This is a genomic window from Paraglaciecola sp. IT1134, from assembly GCF_058068185.1.
In genome coordinates this window covers 2,599,727-2,617,517 of sequence record NZ_CM176486.1, presented here as the reverse complement: position 1 = coordinate 2,617,517, position 17,791 = coordinate 2,599,727, and the positions used below count along the sequence as shown (strand labels likewise).

General features: G+C 45.1%; 16 protein-coding genes and 1 pseudogene. 10 read left to right on the top strand and 7 right to left on the bottom strand.

The window, feature by feature from the left end:
- The first annotated feature begins 143 nt into the window (after positions 1–143).
- The 7 genes from miaB to AC3RV5_RS11280 all read left to right on the top strand — a co-directional run bounded on the left by miaB (position 144) and on the right by AC3RV5_RS11280 (position 6,785).
- Positions 144–1,577: a tRNA (N6-isopentenyl adenosine(37)-C2)-methylthiotransferase MiaB gene (miaB, locus tag AC3RV5_RS11310; protein ID WP_489732019.1), complete on the top strand. Its 1,434-nt coding sequence runs from the start codon at positions 144–146 to the stop codon at positions 1,575–1,577.
- Positions 1,578–1,605: 28 nt separating this feature from the next.
- Positions 1,606–2,643, top strand: a complete 1,038-nt coding sequence (locus AC3RV5_RS11305) for a PhoH family protein (RefSeq protein WP_489732018.1) — start codon at positions 1,606–1,608, stop codon at positions 2,641–2,643.
- Positions 2,640–3,098 carry an rRNA maturation RNase YbeY gene (ybeY, locus tag AC3RV5_RS11300; protein ID WP_489732017.1) on the top strand — a complete coding sequence of 153 codons (459 nt, stop codon included), beginning with the start codon at positions 2,640–2,642 and terminating at the stop codon, positions 3,096–3,098. Before AC3RV5_RS11305 ends, ybeY begins: the two co-directional genes overlap by 4 nt.
- A 33-nt stretch (positions 3,099–3,131) precedes the next feature.
- Complete coding sequence (locus AC3RV5_RS11295; RefSeq protein ID WP_489732016.1) at positions 3,132–3,992, top strand: CorC family transporter; 861 nt, start codon at positions 3,132–3,134, stop codon at positions 3,990–3,992.
- A 91-nt stretch (positions 3,993–4,083) separates the two neighbouring features.
- Positions 4,084–5,496 (top strand): apolipoprotein N-acyltransferase, encoded by a 1,413-nt coding sequence (lnt, locus tag AC3RV5_RS11290; protein ID WP_489732015.1) that lies wholly within the window; start codon positions 4,084–4,086, stop codon positions 5,494–5,496.
- Between the two features lie 17 nt (positions 5,497–5,513).
- Positions 5,514–5,918, top strand: a complete 405-nt coding sequence (locus AC3RV5_RS11285) for a glycine betaine ABC transporter substrate-binding protein (protein ID WP_489732141.1) — start codon at positions 5,514–5,516, stop codon at positions 5,916–5,918.
- Between the two features lie 306 nt (positions 5,919–6,224).
- Entirely contained in the window at positions 6,225–6,785 is a 561-nt protein-coding gene (locus AC3RV5_RS11280; RefSeq protein WP_489732014.1) for a DJ-1/PfpI family protein, read from the top strand.
- Between the two features lie 78 nt (positions 6,786–6,863).
- On the opposite strand, the gene greA is transcribed toward AC3RV5_RS11280, so the two are convergent.
- The 7 genes from greA to sseA form a co-directional block, all read right to left on the bottom strand.
- The gene (gene greA / locus AC3RV5_RS11275; RefSeq protein ID WP_489732013.1) at positions 6,864–7,340 is read right to left on the bottom strand and encodes a transcription elongation factor GreA; all 477 of its coding nucleotides are present in this window, start codon (positions 7,338–7,340) and stop codon (positions 6,864–6,866) included.
- Between the two features lie 112 nt (positions 7,341–7,452).
- Positions 7,453–10,671, bottom strand: a complete 3,219-nt coding sequence (carB, locus tag AC3RV5_RS11270) for a carbamoyl-phosphate synthase large subunit (protein ID WP_489732012.1) — start codon at positions 10,669–10,671, stop codon at positions 7,453–7,455.
- 36 nt (positions 10,672–10,707) lie between these two features.
- Positions 10,708–11,853: a glutamine-hydrolyzing carbamoyl-phosphate synthase small subunit gene (gene carA, locus AC3RV5_RS11265; RefSeq protein ID WP_489732011.1), complete on the bottom strand. Its 1,146-nt coding sequence runs from the start codon at positions 11,851–11,853 to the stop codon at positions 10,708–10,710.
- 261 nt (positions 11,854–12,114) lie between these two features.
- A complete protein-coding gene (gene dapB, locus AC3RV5_RS11260; protein ID WP_489732010.1) occupies positions 12,115–12,918 on the bottom strand; it encodes a 4-hydroxy-tetrahydrodipicolinate reductase in 804 nt (267 codons plus the stop codon).
- An 87-nt stretch (positions 12,919–13,005) separates the two neighbouring features.
- Positions 13,006–13,479 carry an Lrp/AsnC family transcriptional regulator gene (locus AC3RV5_RS11255; protein WP_489732009.1) on the bottom strand — a complete coding sequence of 158 codons (474 nt, stop codon included), beginning with the start codon at positions 13,477–13,479 and terminating at the stop codon, positions 13,006–13,008.
- 406 nt (positions 13,480–13,885) lie between these two features.
- A complete protein-coding gene (locus tag AC3RV5_RS11250; RefSeq protein WP_489732008.1) occupies positions 13,886–14,575 on the bottom strand; it encodes an SIMPL domain-containing protein in 690 nt (229 codons plus the stop codon).
- 134 nt (positions 14,576–14,709) lie between these two features.
- Positions 14,710–15,552 carry a 3-mercaptopyruvate sulfurtransferase gene (gene sseA, locus AC3RV5_RS11245; RefSeq protein ID WP_489732007.1) on the bottom strand — a complete coding sequence of 281 codons (843 nt, stop codon included), beginning with the start codon at positions 15,550–15,552 and terminating at the stop codon, positions 14,710–14,712.
- Positions 15,553–16,046: 494 nt separating this feature from the next.
- Here sseA and AC3RV5_RS11240 point away from each other — a divergent pair, with 494 nt between their 5' ends.
- The 3 genes and pseudogenes from AC3RV5_RS11240 to AC3RV5_RS11230 all read left to right on the top strand — a co-directional run bounded on the left by AC3RV5_RS11240 (position 16,047) and on the right by AC3RV5_RS11230 (position 17,754).
- Positions 16,047–16,241, top strand: a complete 195-nt coding sequence (locus tag AC3RV5_RS11240; protein WP_489732006.1) for a hypothetical protein — start codon at positions 16,047–16,049, stop codon at positions 16,239–16,241.
- Between the two features lie 308 nt (positions 16,242–16,549).
- Positions 16,550–17,257 (top strand): annotated as a pseudogene (locus tag AC3RV5_RS11235) (cupin domain-containing protein); the annotation flags it as partial.
- Positions 17,258–17,475: 218 nt separating this feature from the next.
- On the top strand, positions 17,476–17,754 hold the full coding sequence (locus AC3RV5_RS11230) for a hypothetical protein (RefSeq protein ID WP_489732005.1): 279 nt from the start codon (positions 17,476–17,478) through the stop codon (positions 17,752–17,754).
- The last annotated feature ends 37 nt before the right edge of the window (positions 17,755–17,791 follow it).

The window sequence follows — 17,791 nt, the reverse complement described above, 5'->3', positions numbered from 1 at the left end:
CCCAAAAAGGATAAAACTAGCTTAAGATACAAATAACCCGTAAAATATACGGTTCAGTTTTATCTGATTATTGCAACGAACTAATCCGATACATCCATTTTTTATAAGTAGATTTTACAAGAGTAAGGTAAACACACGGCGTTATGACTAAAAAACTTTTTATTAAGACTTGGGGTTGCCAAATGAACGAGTATGACTCGCAAAAAATGGCTGACCTGCTGGACTCGACTCATGGATATCAAGTTGCCGAAACCGCTGAAGAAGCTGATCTGATTTTGCTCAATACGTGTTCAATTCGCGAAAAGGCCCAGGAGAAAGTATTTCACCAACTGGGCCGTTGGAAAAATCTAAAGAAGGATAAACCTGAGTTAATTATTGGTGTCGGAGGTTGCGTGGCATCACAGGAAGGCCAGACTATCCGTCAACGCGCGCCCTTTGTTGATCTGGTTTTTGGACCGCAAACTTTGCATCGCCTGCCAGAAATGATCAATCAGATAAAAGGAGGCAGTTCTTCGGTTATCGATATCAGTTTTCCTGAAATTGAAAAATTTGACCGCTTACCAGAACCAAAAGCAGAGGGCCCATCAGCTTTTGTGTCTATTATGGAAGGCTGTTCGAAATATTGTACCTTTTGCGTCGTGCCTTACACCCGTGGTGAGGAAGTCAGTCGACCGGTGGACGACGTATTGTTCGAAATCGCCCAATTGGCCGAACAAGGTGTACGCGAAGTGAATTTACTTGGTCAGAATGTCAACGCATTTCGTGGGCCACACCACGATGGCGTGATCTGTACCTTTGCTGAATTGCTGGAAATGGTAGCCTCGATTGAGGGGATTGACCGTATACGTTATACCACGTCCCACCCGGTGGAATTTACCGACGATATTATTGACGCCTATGCCACCATTCCCGAGCTAGTTGATCATTTGCATCTGCCGGTACAATCCGGTTCAGACCGGATCCTCAACATGATGAAACGTGGCCATACCGCAATAGAATATAAGTCGAAAATCCGCAAACTTAGAAAGATCCGGCCCAATTTGAGCATGTCTTCGGATTTCATTATCGGTTTCCCAGGGGAAAGCGATACAGATTTTGAAGCCACCATGGATCTGATTCAAGCCATGGATTTCGATCTGAGCTTTAGTTTTATCTACAGCGCCCGACCGGGTACACCCGCAGCGGATCTGCCGGATGATGTGACTGAGGATGCCAAGAAGTTGCGTTTACAACTATTGCAACAGCGCATTACCCAACAGGCTCTGCGTATTGCCCGCAACATGATAGATAGCGAGCAACGAATTTTGGTTGAAGGCCCATCCAAGAAAAATCCCATGGAATTATCCGGTCGCACCGAGAACAATCGAGTGGTCAATTTCGAAGGCACACCGGATATGATAGGCGGATTTGTAGATGTAAAAATAACCGATGTATTTGCTAACTCCTTGCGTGGTGTAGTGCTGCGCACAGAAGCTGAAATGGCGTTACGCAGTAGCATTACACCTCAAGCCATACTGGCTAAAAAATCAGCTAAAGTAGATGCTATTGGTGTCAGCCAATACGTGCCGTCTAACTGATAGTTTACACATAAACGAGAGACCTATATTGAGCCAACTTGAAAGTAACGACATATTTCTGGAACCATCGGATCACAAACGTCTGGTAAGTCTATGTGGTCCATTTGATGACAATATAAAACAGATAGAACGCCGATTAGGGGTAGAGATCACTTATCGTAACAATGAGTTTAAGGTAACCGGGCAGCCTCACCAATCAAGTGGTGCCGCGGAATTACTTAAGTTGTTATATATGGAAACTCAACCTGTGCGCGGTCAAATCCCGGATTTGGAATCCGAACAGGTACATCTGGCCATTCAGGAAGCCAAATGCCTCGAACGAGCCGAAGCCGGGCATTATGGTAAAGATATACACATCAAAACCAAGCGGGGGGTAATTAAACCCCGCAATCCCAACCAATCCAAGTATGTCAGTGATGTTCTGACCCATGATATTTGTTTTGGCATTGGCCCTGCTGGCACGGGTAAGACATATCTGGCCGTCGCTTGTGCAGTGGATGCCCTGGAGCGTCAAGAGGTCAGGCGTATACTATTGACCCGCCCGGCAGTTGAGGCTGGCGAGAAACTGGGTTTTTTACCTGGTGATCTGGCCCAAAAAGTCGATCCTTACTTGCGCCCCTTGTATGACGCCTTGTTCGAAATGCTCGGTTTTGAAAAGGTCGAAAAGCTGATCGAACGCAATGTGATTGAGGTTGCACCCCTGGCCTATATGCGAGGACGCACACTGAATGACGCTTTTATTATTCTAGATGAAAGTCAAAATACCACAGTCGAACAAATGAAAATGTTTTTGACCCGCATCGGGTTTAATTCTCAGGCGGTCATCACGGGCGACATCACCCAGGTTGATTTGCCCAGAGGTACACGCTCAGGTTTACGTCACGCCATAGAAGTTCTTAAGGACGTCAACGACATCTCATTCAATTTCTTTAATGCCAATGATGTAGTACGTCATCCTGTGGTGGCGCGGATTGTCATGGCTTATGAAGAATTTGACGCTCAGCAAGAACGCGAGCGGTTGGAAAAAAAAGCCGAGAAGGAACAAGCTGAGAAAAAATTCCAGTGACAACAGTGCTAGATTTACAAGTCGCCTGTGAATCACAACAGATCCCTACGCAGAAAAATCTGCAACTATGGCTGGATGCCGTATTAAATGCCAGGGATCTGGCTGATCAGGAAATCACCGTACGTTTGGTCGATATAGCTGAAAGCCAGACACTAAATCATCAATATCGCGGGAAAGACAAAGCGACTAATGTGTTATCATTCCCGTTCGAAGCCCCCCCGGGTATAATGATGAATTTGCTCGGTGATTTAGTGATTTGCGCTGATGTTGTACAACAGGAGGCCACGGAACAACATAAACCCTTGATGCATCATTGGGCCCATATGTTAGTGCACGGAACCTTGCATTTATTGGGTTACGACCATATAGATGACAATGACGCACAAGACATGGAAGAACTGGAAATTGAGATATTGCGAAATTTATCGATTGACGACCCTTACCAAGATCATTGAAGATACCGATTCACGCAATAAAATTACGAGATCATGAGCGAAGACAACCCCCCATCTAGTAGCGGTTCTGCCAATAAAGGCTGGCTGGACAAAATAGTTCAGTCATTCACGGGAGAACCGAAAACCAAAACAGAACTTTTTGCCGTCATTGTTGACGCTCAGCAGCGCGAAGTTATTAACCTTGAAACCCGTGATATGATCGAGGGTGTCATGGAAGTCAGCGAAATGCGAGTCAGAGAAATCATGATCCCGCGCGCGCAAATGACCACCATAGATATCAATGAGGCCGTAGAGCAATTCTTACCAACTATGCTTGAATCAGCTCATTCTCGCTTTCCGGTGATCAGTGAAGACAAAGACCACATTGAAGGGATCTTATTAGCCAAGGATTTACTTGAATATGCGTTTATTCCCGGCAAAGTGTTTGAACTAAAAAATATTCTGCGTCCGGCAGTCATAGTGCCAGAAAGCAAACGAGTTGATGTTTTACTCAAAGAGTTCCAACAAAACCGTTTCCATATGGCCATAGTGGTAGATGAGTATGGCGGCGTCTCCGGACTGGTGACTATAGAAGACATTCTTGAATTGATCGTCGGCGAAATCGAAGACGAGCATGACGCTGGAGAGAATACAAACGACGGTATTCGTCCCTTAAACAAATATACCTATTCGGTTAAAGCTCTGACTGAGTTGGATGACTTCAATAAATTTTTCAATACAAAATTTGATGAAGAAGAGGCCGATACCATTGGCGGTATAGTGCTCAAAGCATTCGGCCATATGCCCATGCGCGATGAGAAAGTTAAGATAAACGATATGATATTTAAAGTCACCAACTCCGACGCACGCAGATTGATTCAGTTAAAAGTTACCCTGCCCAACACAGAAGAGTAATCCCCTGGCCACATTAGTTCCTTGTTTGTTGGCGCTACTTATTGGAGCGAGCTTAACCTTAAGTTTTGCTCCTTTTTCGTATTGGCCCGTGATGCCCCTCGCCCTGACCTGTTATTTTGCGCTGTTGTACAAGATACCTAAAGCGGATGCGTTTAAGCTGGGTCTGAGTTTTGGCCTGGGATGGTTTGGGGCCGGTATTAGTTGGGTGCATGTGAGTATCGCACAATTCGGTGGCTTGCCCCTCGCAGGCTCACTGGGCCTAATGTTACTGCTGAGCGTTTATTTGGCTCTCTTTCCGGCTGTTTTTAGTAAACTCACCAAGCAATATGTTAAACCCAGATTATGGCCCTGGGCCATGCCCTTCATCTGGCTACTCGTTGAATGGCTGCGTAGTTGGCTGTTAAGTGGTTTTCCCTGGTTATCCTTAGGTTATAGTCAGATAAACAGTCCACTCGCTGGCTGGTTACCTGTTATTGGCGAATTTGGGGTCAGTGGTATACTGGTTCTGTTAGCCGCAATATCAGCCCTGTGGTTAGGACAACAACGATATCTGCATACAGTAATACTGGTACTGGTAACCTTTGGTAGTGGCGGGATGTTGAAACTTCATCAGTGGTCTAGTCCTAAAGGTGAAGCGGTATCCATTGCCATGGTGCAAGGTAATATTGCGCAAGACTTACGCTGGGCACCTGAGCAAGACTGGCCCACCATGCAAAAATATCTTAATTTAACCCAAGAACACTGGGATAATCAGGTGATCATTTGGCCTGAGGCTGCCATCCCCAAGTTAGAGCCTATGTCCAGTGACTACCTGCTGGATCTTGACAGACAAGCCGCAGAACATAAAACTGGCATAATTAGTGGTATCGTAAATTACAATTTTGAAACGCGCGAAGCCTACAACAGTCTAATCGGATTTGGCTTACAACAAGCTGAAGACGAACAAGGTCATTACAGCTATGGTCACGCCAATCGATATTCCAAACACCATCTGTTACCCATAGGTGAATTTATTCCCATGGAAGATTGGTTAAGAGGCCTGGCACCGATATTTGACTTGCCCATGTCGTCTTTCTCCAGAGGGGACTATCAGCAAGCTAATTTACAAATTAACGGTTTTCATTTTGCCCCCGCCCTGTGTTTCGAAATAGCCTTTCCCTCGCAAATTGCGGCGAATATTACCCCTGACACAGACTTTATTATTACTGTAAGCAATGATGCCTGGTTTGGGCATTCCCACGGTCCAGCACAACACTTGCAGATCGCTCAGGTCCGGGCCAAAGAATTTGGCCTTCCAGTGTTACGTGCCACCAATAATGGCATCACCGCCTTTATCAATCATAAGGGTGAAATCCAAAGTCGTCTGCCCCAGTTTGAAACCGGCGTGTTAACGGATAAGATCCAGCGAGTCGAAGGCATGACGCCATACCGCTATTTCGGCAATAGCCTGGTTTGGTTGCTCGCACTATGTGGTTTAGTCGTAGCCGTACGTGCTAAACCTTAGGTAGTTCGCGCCTCCTAATTCGTGCTCCCCTGAACACCTCCTGGGCAGAAAAACGTTACTATGCCCTACATAATCATGAAACAGACATATTTGTCGGTCATGAGACCAACCCAGAGACTTTCGATGGTGATGTAATAAGATTGACCGATCCGGACGACGTTATTCCCAGCTATATGGTAATCCCAGCGATAAATTCTCAGGCACTGATCTTGATACCCCAACTCCAAGGGGCACTGAATAAAATGCATTTGACCATGACTCCCAAAGAGTTGCTACAGGCGCTAAACAAACTTAGGTGGCACAATCAAGACTCGGATATTGCTCGAGGTCTTGCCCAAGAAGTGATCCGTACACTTCAGAAACTGAGTAGGCAGGGGGATGATTACCTGGAGCTAAACCAAGTAAAACAACCGGTTAGGTAAATAAACTTACCCCGCCGAGTATATGCTTCCCCTATTTGTCAGAAATTTGGCTCATTTTTACCACCTAATATCGTCAAATACGGACTATTATTATAAGAGTTAACGTTTATAGATTTTATGGAGCGAAGGCAATGCGCTCCTGAGCGACTAGAATCAAGGCGTGTAGAATACAACTTGTTAATTGTGTAATTATTGACCTTGTGGCACGTTACATGCTTTCTTCATATAAACCCATAAGAGTCAATTAAAACGCCTTTTCGGCGATAATAAACAGACAACGCAGGTACCTGAGTTGTGGAGTAATAAATGTTAAGCACGGTATTGAATGGAAAAACAGCCGCAATCCTGGCCAAAGATGGCTTTGCTCAATGCGAATTATTACAGAGCCGGGATGCACTAACCGCAGCGGGTATTGTGGTACATATTGTGTCCATAGAGCCCGGCACTATCATAGCCTGGGACGAAAATCAGTGGGGTATAGAGGTCGAGGTTGACAAGACCCTAAAAAATGTCAGTGCCGAGGATTACGACGCGCTTATTTTACCCGGGGGATTATTTAATCCTGATGTATTGGTGCAGAACAAGGACGCGGTCGATTTTGTCAGGGGTTTTTTTAACAGCCCCATATCAAAACCTGTGGTAGCCATAAACCAAGGCGCCTGGATGTTAATGCAAGCCAATGTCTTACGTAATAGAATGGTAACCCTTTACCCAGATGTGTTAAATCGCCTACGCAATGCGGGAGCCAAGCCGATCGACAGAGATCTAGTAGTGGATAAAGACCTATTTACCAGCAGAACCTCTGCTAACCTGGTCACCCTTAACCAGCAGGTTATCGAGCACCTCAGTGAACCGCTGCGACATTAAATAAGGACGAAAAAAAGAGTGCTACTGAGCACTCTTTTTGTTGTTAACGCCGCACATCACTTCATTGTCTGGTGATGGTTAGATATACGCTACCGCACAAATTTCAAATTCAACTTTACCTTTAGGTGTCTGAATATTAACAACGTCGTCCAGTTCTTTGCCAATCAGGCCTCGGGCAATAGGCGAGCTGTATGATATCAAGTTATTTTTGATATCAGCTTCGTCTTCACCAACTATTCTGTAAGTGATTTCTTCATCGGTACTCAAGTTCACGATGGACACAGTAGCGCCAAATATCACCTTACCGTTATTCGTCATTTTGGTAACATCAATAATTTGTATATTAGACAATTTGCCTTCAATGTCCTGAATGCGTCCTTCACAAAAACTTTGTTGTTCCCGAGCAGCGTGATATTCAGCGTTTTCCTTCAAATCCCCATGTTCACGGGCCTCCGCGATTGAAGAAATAATTTTCGGACGTTTTACGGACTTGAGATGTAGTAGCTCTTCGCGCAGCATTTCTGCGCCTTTGGCTGTCATTGGATATTGAGTCATTTAACAATAGCTCGCTTTAAAGTTTAGTTACTGTTTGGTACATATATAAATATGTACCAAACAAAATTAATCAACGTCTGGTCAGCCAATTGCGAGTAACTGACCTAGTCTACTAGTGTAAACGTTGGTGCAATTCCTGAACAGAATTTACCTGCGCTCTATCATCTGCGTTATTGGCGCTCACGGTGGCGAAGGCTGCATTCATGGTAGTGGTATACGCAATTTTATTAAGCAGCGCTTCGCGTCTGATATACACCGAGTCATCTATGGCCTGGCGACCTTCAGTGGTGTTAATTATATAACAGTACTCGCCATTTTTTATCGCATCGACGATGTTGGGACGCCCTTCACTTAATTTATTGACGACGCTGCATGCCACATCCGCATTATTAAGCACCTCGGCTGTGCCTCTTGTTGCCTCGAGTGTAAAGCCTTTGGCTAACATGGCACGACCCAATTCAATCACCCGATTTTTATCGTTTAAGCGCACAGAAAGCAACGCCTTACCACAAGCTGGGATCGGTTCACCGGCAGCTAAATTGGCTTTGGCATAGGCCTCCACAAAAGTATCGCCCACACCCATGACTTCGCCAGTAGAGCGCATCTCTGGACCTAGTAAGGGATCCACGCCCTGGAATTTAGCAAAGGGTAACACCACTTCTTTGACTGAAAAGTAAGGCGGAATGATCTCAGTATTATAACCCTGTGATTTAAGGGACTGCCCAGCCATGGCACGCGCCCCAATTTTAGCGATAGGCAAACCTGTTGCTTTAGAAACAAAAGGCACGGTTCGCGCAGCTCGTGGGTTAACCTCAATCAGATAGACTTCTCCGTCTTTGACGGCAAACTGGGTATTCATCAATCCCACCACACCTAATTCAAGTGCCATAGCTTTGACTTGTGCACGCATCACATCTTGAATTTCTGGGCTCAGGGAATAAGGAGGTAACGAACAGGCTGAATCACCAGAGTGCACTCCGGCTTGTTCAATATGCTCCATAATACCGCCGATAAGTACGTCAGTGCCGTCGCAAATGGCGTCCACATCAACTTCTATGGCGTCATCGAGGAATCGGTCCAGCAACACGGGGGAATCATTCGAGACTTTTACCGCGTTGTTTAAATAACGTTTCAAATCTTTCAGGTCATACACGATTTCCATGGCGCGCCCACCGAGCACATAAGACGGACGCACCACTAAAGGAAAGCCAATTTTGCTGGCTGCCGTGAGCGCTTCTTCCATATTTTTTACGGTCGCATTAGCGGGTTGTTTAAGGTTGAGTTTATTGACCATTTTTTGGAAACGTTCGCGATCTTCGGCTTTATCTATGGCATCCGGTGATGTACCAATTATAGGCACACCGTTGGCTTCCAAATCTCTGGCCAGTTTTAAGGGCGTCTGTCCGCCATATTGCACTATGACACCCACAGGCTTTTCTATGCGCACTATTTCAAGTACATCTTCCAGCGTAACTGATTCGAAATACAAACGGTCAGAGGTATCATAATCTGTTGATACTGTCTCAGGGTTACAGTTAACCATGATGGTTTCGTAGCCATCTTCACGCATGGCCAAGGCCGCGTGTACACAACAATAATCAAACTCAATGCCTTGACCGATACGATTGGGCCCGCCGCCAATAACCATTATCTTGTCTTTGTCTGACGGATTAGCTTCACACTCTTCGTCATAAGTGGAGTACAAATATGCCGTACTGGTAGAAAACTCTGCAGCGCAGGTGTCCACTCTTTTAAAAACTGGATGGATGTCAAAACCGCGTCTTAATTGACGCACATCCGCCTCATCCACACCTGTAAGTTCGGCAATACGCGCATCGGCAAAACCTTTGCGTTTTAAGGTTCGCATCAGGTCAGCATCTATACCTGATAAACCATTTTGCGCGATCTGGGTTTCAATAATAACCAGTTCCTCAATTTGCGCCAAATACCAGCGATCGACATTGGTCAGAGTGAATATTTCGTCAACACTCATGCCCATGCGCATTGCATCGGCTATATACCAAATGCGCTCAGCGCCTGGTTCACGCAATTCCCGTAAAATTATATTTTTACTTTCAGGATCGGTGATATCGATGATCGAATCGAGTCCATTAACGCCTACTTCCAGGCCGCGCAGGGCTTTTTGCAAAGATTCCTGCAGATTGCGCCCAATGGACATGACTTCACCCACAGATTTCATCTGAGTGGTCAATCTGTCATTGGCGCCGGCAAATTTCTCAAAGTTAAAACGCGGTATTTTAGTGACCACATAATCTATTGCCGGCTCAAAGGATGCAGGCGTTAAGCCGCCGGTAATATCATTAGCCAGTTCATCCAGGGTATAACCTATGGCGAGTTTGGCTGCCACCTTGGCAATGGGGAATCCCGTGGCCTTAGATGCCAAGGCGGATGAGCGAGACACACGAGGATTCATTTCGATGATAACCATGCGTCCTGTTTCAGGATCTACGCCAAACTGTACGTTGGAACCACCGGTTTCCACACCTATCTCACGCAGCACTGCCATAGCCGCATTACGCATGATCTGAAATTCTTTGTCGGTCAACGTTTGGGCCGGGGCCACAGTGATCGAGTCACCAGTGTGCACACCCATGGCGTCAAAATTTTCTATGGTACAGACAATAATGCAGTTATCTGCCTTGTCCCTCACCACTTCCATCTCGTATTCTTTCCAACCAATTAGCGACTCGTCGATAAGCAGCTCAGAGGTAGGGGATAAATCCAGGCCCCGTCGGCATATTTCTTCAAATTCTTCTACGTTATAGGCAATACCCCCACCACTGCCGCCCATGGTAAACGAAGGGCGAATAATACAGGGGAAGCCTATCCTGGTAGATACATCAAATGCCTGTTCCAGACTGTGGGCAATTTCTGCTCGGGGACAAGCCAAGCCGATAGACTTCATCGCTTTATCAAAACGTTCTCGGTCTTCAGCTTTATCGATAGCATCGGCAGTAGCGCCGATCATTTCTACACCAAATTCCGCCAACACGCCGTGTTTATTTAAATCCAAAGCGCAATTGAGTGCAGTTTGCCCACCCATAGTAGGCAAAATCGCATCGGGACGTTCTTTTTCAATGATCTTTTTTACCACTTCCCAATGGATCGGCTCAATGTAGGTCGCATCGGCCATCTCAGGGTCGGTCATAATAGTGGCAGGGTTAGAGTTGACCAAGATAACCCGGTACCCCTCTTCGCGCAGTGCTTTACAGGCCTGCGCGCCGGAGTAATCAAATTCACAGGCTTGGCCGATGACGATCGGGCCAGCACCAATAATTAAGATGCTTTTTATGTCGGTACGTTTTGGCATTGTGCTTTTACTCTAATTCGTGACTCTAGGGTTGTGTTAGCGGCTTGCTTGCATCAATTCAATAAAATGATCGAATAACGGGGCTGCATCGTGAGGTCCAGGGCTTGCTTCAGGGTGTCCCTGGAAACTAAACGCCGGTTTGTCCTTGCGATGTATGCCTTGCAGCGATTGATCAAACAACGAAACATGGGTAATTTGCAGATTATCCGGTAATGCGTCTTCATCCACCGCGAAACCGTGGTTTTGGCTAGTGATCATAACGCGCTCACCCTTAATATCTTTAACCGGATGATTGGCCCCATGGTGTCCAAATTTCATTTTTACCGTTTTAGCCCCGCTAGCCAGCGCTAAGAGTTGATGCCCCAGACAAATACCAAAAATTGGCATGTCTATATCCAGCAGGGTTTTAATCGCACTTACCGCATAATCACAAGGCTCAGGATCCCCTGGGCCATTGGACAAAAACACGCCATCTGGCTTCAATGCCAATACATCGGCAGCGCTGGTTTTGGCAGGCACCACAGTTAAACGGCAGCCACGGTCCACCAACATGCGTAAAATATTACGTTTGGCTCCAAAATCATAAGCCACGACATGAAACGGTAGATTGGTTTGATTTTCAGCAAACCCTTCACCCAATACCCATGAGCCGTCCGTCCAGTTATAAGCTTGATCGGTCGTCACTTCTTTGGCCAGATCCATACCCTTGAGACCGGCAAAACCTTTGGCTTTTGCTAGGGCAACGCCCTCGTCCAACGTGAAATCGGATGCCGAATCTATGGCCATGAGACAGCCATTTTGTGCACCTTTATCTCGTAAAATACGGGTTAATCTGCGGGTGTCTATATCCGCAATACCCAAGATGTTATTGGCACAAAGATATTCAGCTAAACTTTGTTGACTACGAAAGTTACTGGCAAGAAGAGGTAAATCCCGAATAATCAAGCCTTTAGGCCAAATTCTAGCGGATTCACAATCCTCAGTATTTATACCGGTATTACCGATATGGGGGTAGGTTAATGTGACAATTTGTTCTGCGTATGAGGGATCTGTAAGAATTTCCTGATAACCTGTCATTGAGGTATTAAACACCACCTCCCCAACAGAAGTACCAGTCGCTCCGATAGCTGTGCCTTTGAAAACAGAACCATCTTCTAGCACTAAAAGGGCGGAATTAGCCAAGTCAACCTCCGAATATAGTTAACCTAAGATTAAAGTGCAGGCAATGCACCATTAATCTATAAAAAACGAGATGTAACATATTGATTTACATCTAGCTTTACCTTATTTGCAGCTAATATTTGGGTGGGTACCGAAAGACCCACTAAAATTTGGCAAATTCGCAATAATATACATGAATAGCGCTTGGAGGTCTATTCCCAAATAGAAACTTTATGAAAACAGTGCTTTCATGCAATATTATCAATCTAACCCGCAAAAAGACTACTTTAAACCTAGAACCTGTTGCATGTCATACAGACCAGGAGGCTTAGTTGTCAGCCATTGGGCGGCTTTAACTGCACCTTTGGCAAAGGTCAGACGGCTTGAAGCTTTGTGACTAATTTCCAGTCGTTCACCAAGATCGGCAAATAATACTGTGTGATCCCCCACTACATCGCCAGCGCGAACTGTAGCAAATCCTATCGTTTTCTGGTCACGTTCACCTGTGTCCCCTTCTCGTCCATATACGGCACACTGCTTGAGATCCCTTTGCAGTTCATCCGCGATAGCCTCGCCAATGGCCATAGCTGTACCTGAAGGTGCATCTTTTTTGAATCTATGGTGGGTTTCAATTATTTCGATATCTGCCGTTTCACCGAGTACTCGTGCGGTTTGGCGCGCAAGGCTTAGCAGTAAATTTACCCCCACACTATAGTTAGCGGCAAATACAATGGGGATATGCTTGGCGGCTTCTTGTAATGCTTGTTTTTGTGTTTGATTAAGTCCAGTGGTCCCAATGACAACAGGTTTTTGGTGTTTGACACACAGCGCCAGGTTGCTTTCAAGTGCTTCAGGCAAAGTAAAGTCGATAACAATATCGACCTCCTTGATCGCGGTTCCAGGTTCGTTGCTAATCTTAATATTACGTGTACCTATACCTGCCAATTCCCCCACATCGGTCCCCGATAAGGACGAACCTGGTCTGACAAACGCGGCAGTTAACTGAGCCCCTTGCGCCAGATATACCGCCTCAATAAGTACTCTTCCCATTCGGCCATTGGCCCCAAATATTGCGATTTTATTCATTCGACGATGCTTTTGACTCAAGATAGCCTAATTGTGCATCATTTAGAATTGGCTTGCAGCCAAACAACCAGCTCTTTACCGCATTTCTTATAATTGGATTAAATGAGTAGATTTTACATCTTCCATCACCACATAAGTTTGGGTTTGGGTGACACCTTTTATGGAGGCCAACTTATCGCCTAAAAATTTACAATACTCTTCGATATTTTGGGTTCTGATTTTAAGCAAATAATCGAACCCTCCGGCTACCAAACTGCATTCAACCACTTCATCTATATTAGAGATTTGACGATTAAAATTTTGTATATCTTCGCTGCTAGTGCTTATCAAAGATAACTGGATGTAGGCGGTTAAATTGACATTGAGTTTTTTAGGATTTAAATGGGCGACATATTTTTCAATGAAACCATTTTTTTCCAGGCGTCGGACCCGCTCTAAACAAGGCGTAGGACTTAAGTGTATCTGGTTAGCCAATTCCACATTAGAAATTCGGCAATCCCGTTGCAGAATATCTAAAATTTTAAGGTCTATACGGTCTAATGAGTCTTGGCCTTTTTTCATGCAGCTTACCTTGTAAAATAAGGGTATCAGTACTTATGGGCCTTAATAATAAACAATATTCTAGAGCAGTAAATCATCCCTTTGGCTAACCTTGGCTGTTATTAGGTAGCTTTATTACCCAAATTACATTTTTTAACCTATAAATAGCTCTCACCGGCAAGGATATAACAGGCAATTTTTGCTTCATCTATAAACAACACTATACTTTTTACCGCCTGAAAACGGGCGCTTAAACAGGGAAAAAACAGCGAAATATTGTCTTAGCTGCATTTCAGTATTAATGTTGCTGTTTGCTGTCTCTTCTCACGCGGACTTGACGTATATAAAGATTATGCCTTGGACACAGAAATAATCGACTTGGCTGATTAGGATCAGGCTGTTAAGTATCGGCCTGTTCCCCTTATTATTACTCCACTAATGCAAATACTACGTTTACTCGGGCACTGGTTTGAATTTGCCCCGGTAAGGAATCACTCGATTGACTGCGCATTAGTGACTCCTGAGCCAACGGCATAGGTGAATAGCTGCTATTTTCTTGTATCGTTATTACTTTGCCTAATTTTACCCCTAAGGTTTCAGTCATACGTTTGGCTCGCAGCTTTGCATCCGTTAGGGCAAGCTCCAGGGCTTGTAAATAACTAGGTCCGGGGTCTTCAACGCTGTAGTTAAACCCTTCGATACGGGTAGCCCCCGTACTTAACACCGCATCGATAACTTGGTCATACTTTTGAATATCTCGCAGGGTAAATTTAATCTCGCGCGACAGGCGAAAACCCATTTGTCGCGTCTCATTTTGTTTATGTTCATACCATGGGTTTAATTGTACCCGCATGGATTGCACATCTTTTTCTTGTACCCCAAAAGACAACACGCTAGCGATAATATCCTGGGTTTTAGTCGCCACCACAGTATTTAAATCCTGCACCCGTTTTCCTTGTTCTTCCACATAAACACTAAACTCAAACAAATCAGGCACGCTTGCCACATTAGCTTGACCGCTTACGCTGATCTGATTCACCACTTTATGCTCATTGGCCAAGGCGCTTATGCTTATGCTTATGCTTAATATGGCGAGGATCGTTAAAATTCTATTCATTGTATGTCCTAGGTAATTAAATTACATGCTCAATAAGAACGACACATAGTGTCAGTGTCAGAATGAATAACAGCTGAACCAACCCGACTCACTAAGGCTGAATAAATATACTAAAATCAATATCCCACAGCAAATTAGATGACAGCAATGGGCAGCTCGGCCCGGGCGCCCCACTCACTCCATGAGCCATCATAAACGCTTATATGTGCATAACCGGCTTCATGGGCCGCCAGCGCCAACACGCAGGCAGTCACTCCTGAGCCGCAACTAAAAATAAGCCGGGTGTCCCGCCTAAGGCCTAACTGGCTAAATAGGTTTTCTAGCTGTTCAGGGGGCAATAATTCAGTATTTTGTACGCACTGGCCAAAAGGTAAATTTAACGCCCCGGGCATATGTCCGGCCCTTAATCCGGGTCTTGGTTCCGGTTCAGTTGCATTAAAACGGCCTGATGACCTGGCGTCCACAATCTGGCTATGGCGATCATCTATGGCCGCTAGAACCGAGTTGACATCGCCCATTAGCTGGCCCTGATAGTGGCTGACAAAATCTCCCTTATTTTGAGCGACGGTTAACCCTTGAGCAATGGCGTAACCCTTTCGCTGCCAGCCAGGCAAACCACCCTGGAGCACAAACACCTGTTGGTGACCCATGGTTTTAAACATCCACCATACCCGTGGCGCAGTATAAATGCCTTGATTGTCATACACCACTATCACGCTATCCCGAGTGATGCCTAACTTGCGCACTTCTTTTTCAAATAGCTCGGTTGTGGGCATAGTGTGCGGCAAAGGGTCATGGACATCACATACACAATGTTCAAAATCGAATAACTGAGCTCCCGGAATGTACCCTGGTGGAGCGTCTTCTGGCTGCCCGCTGCCAATCACGTTCATAGTGCTCATCAATACCACCATATTTTCATCCTGCAAATGGGCATATAACCAAGATGGGCTAACCAGTGCGCTACTGTGTTGCATTCAGGACTCCAAATATTTTATCTGTTGCGGTCGTCTCATTTCAGCAAAATGTGAGTGACTTAACAAGCCAAACAAGCTGATCTGGCGGTGTTTAACCTGGACGAATTGCGTTTATCAGGGTTCGCAGAGCCTATCGCGGCTCTCGTTACGTGTGGATCCTCTCAATACCACGATAGCTGGGTAGTAGAAGACAAAATTATCTTTTCAACTGGTTATTAAACCGATGTTTTTTGGCGCAAATGCAAGTCTCTCCTTCTCTACGTTATACCGATTTTGAACACGGTGAAGACTGGAAATAAATATTTTGACCGTCGTAATTTAACCATGGCTTCAAGTGCTTTAGATCGTCGTTTATTGGCTAGGCACATAGATGTTGATGACACAATGCTATACAGGTAGTTATTGAGACGCTGGTTTAATCCCGTAAGTTGCGGCCGCACAGCAGTCGACTATCATTGCGCGGCAAGGTGCTGAACTTAAAACCGGTAGTGTGTATGCAGGTAATGTTTTTGATACCTCTGAACTTACAGAGGTGGCTGTTAAAGGCAACTTACAATTTCCAAAATGGGTTTTCTGCTAACACCAGTATTGTAGATGTTGACTCCACTTATATAGGTTATTCTCAGGCAGTTGAGTTACCCGCTTATACCTTAGTCAATGCCGGTGTGATGTATCAAGAAGATACCTAGCCGGTTAGTGTTAACATCAAAAAATTAACTGATGAAACCTACTACCGTTTTAACTTTGCTGATTTGTTTGGTAGTTCGGTGGTATTACCAGAATTGCCACCTAGTTATCAGGCGAAGTTTGCTTTTACGTTTTAATAATCTGCAGCTGCTGATTATTTCAGTGGTCTAATATCACGGGATAAGGCTGTTGTATAAACAGGCTTATCCTTTTTTTAGAGGTAAATATGCGCATTCTAAAAATAGCTATTTTCAGTAGTTTACTGCTACTGATAACAGCATGTTCTGCACAAAAAACCAGTCAAACAGCAGAGGGCGGTGAGAAGGGTTATGCTGGCATTCAATCGTCCCCAGAATCAGCCTACACCGTTGGCAGCAAGGTGTTGAATACTCTTGTTGCCAACTGGTCTGAGGATAAAACAACTCCACCATATACCATTGAGTCATCCGTATCTTTAAGTGGAGCAAAAACCACTGTTCCTGCTTTTGCGCTACAAACCGAAATCAAAGCCCAAATGCCTAGATTAAGTACCGCTCAATTGATTGATGCTCTGCAACTCGAAGGTCATGTGGAAGGGGGCTATTTTCGACAAACGTTTAAGGCTGATCATCGCCCCCCCATTAGCACAGAAAATGGCGAGCGCGTCACCTTGACCTCTATCTATTATTTATTGACTGCCCAGTCCCCTATTGGCCACTTTCATATGAACCAAAGTGATATTGTGCATTATTTCCACATGGGTGACCCTATTACCTATTATTTGATCCATCCTGATGGCACCTTAGAAACGGTAGTGATGGGCTCGAAGCCTAATCAAGGACAGGTAATGCAAATGGTGGTTAACGGCGGCACCTGGAAAGCATCTCGCATCAGCACAACTGGCATTTATGGTTACGGCCTTATCGGCGAGGCAGTCTCTCCCGGATTCGATTATAACGATATGCAACTGGGGCAAAAGGCCAACTTATTGACTTTGTTTCCCCAACACACTGATCTGATCATGACCCTGGCTCGTTAGCAGGGGACCTACCTTCCCTTGTCAGTAATCAGCCAACATGGGGGTAGACTGCAACCAATCACGCCCTTGGCTGTCAATATACTTGCAAAGACCTGACCCAGGTCAACATCTGCGCCTAGATTCGGCTAATAATCAGCCCACGCTATGGCAGCAGTCAGATAACGTGATATTCATGTTTGCTAAATATCGCCACCCATATTTTAAATAAGGAATGTCCCATGCGCAGTAAAATTCCCTCACTATACGCCTTGGCAGGTATCCTCATGTTCGCCTCCGGCCCTCTAAATGCGCAACAAATTGGCAATCCACTGGACTTTGTAAATGCCCAGTTAGCAGAACAACTTAAAAATCAGATGCGTGCTATGAGCGATCCTGAACTGATAAAAGCCCAGGCGGCCTATCATAGAAAGTATTACCTGGCATTAATAGACCAAGGTTTTACTAAGGAAGAGTCCCTGCAAATCATTATCGCGTTGGCCTCTAACAACGGTAACTAAAAACTCGTTATAGCACTACAGTCATTTGGCTGGGAAT

Coding starts and splice junctions, on each gene's coding strand:
- miaB (WP_489732019.1), top strand. CDS start 144: ATGACTAAAAAACTTTTTATTAAGACTTGGGGTTGCCAAATGAACGAG.
- carB (WP_489732012.1), bottom strand. CDS start 10,671: ATGCCAAAACGTACCGACATAAAAAGCATCTTAATTATTGGTGCTGGC.
- AC3RV5_RS11280 (WP_489732014.1), top strand. CDS start 6,225: ATGTTAAGCACGGTATTGAATGGAAAAACAGCCGCAATCCTGGCCAAA.
- greA (WP_489732013.1), bottom strand. CDS start 7,340: ATGACTCAATATCCAATGACAGCCAAAGGCGCAGAAATGCTGCGCGAA.
- sseA (WP_489732007.1), bottom strand. CDS start 15,552: ATGCAACACAGTAGCGCACTGGTTAGCCCATCTTGGTTATATGCCCAT.
- dapB (WP_489732010.1), bottom strand. CDS start 12,918: ATGAATAAAATCGCAATATTTGGGGCCAATGGCCGAATGGGAAGAGTA.
- AC3RV5_RS11230 (WP_489732005.1), top strand. CDS start 17,476: ATGCGCAGTAAAATTCCCTCACTATACGCCTTGGCAGGTATCCTCATG.
- lnt (WP_489732015.1), top strand. CDS start 4,084: ATGCCCCTCGCCCTGACCTGTTATTTTGCGCTGTTGTACAAGATACCT.
- AC3RV5_RS11255 (WP_489732009.1), bottom strand. CDS start 13,479: ATGAAAAAAGGCCAAGACTCATTAGACCGTATAGACCTTAAAATTTTA.
- AC3RV5_RS11295 (WP_489732016.1), top strand. CDS start 3,132: ATGAGCGAAGACAACCCCCCATCTAGTAGCGGTTCTGCCAATAAAGGC.
- AC3RV5_RS11240 (WP_489732006.1), top strand. CDS start 16,047: ATGCAGGTAATGTTTTTGATACCTCTGAACTTACAGAGGTGGCTGTTA.
- AC3RV5_RS11250 (WP_489732008.1), bottom strand. CDS start 14,575: ATGAATAGAATTTTAACGATCCTCGCCATATTAAGCATAAGCATAAGC.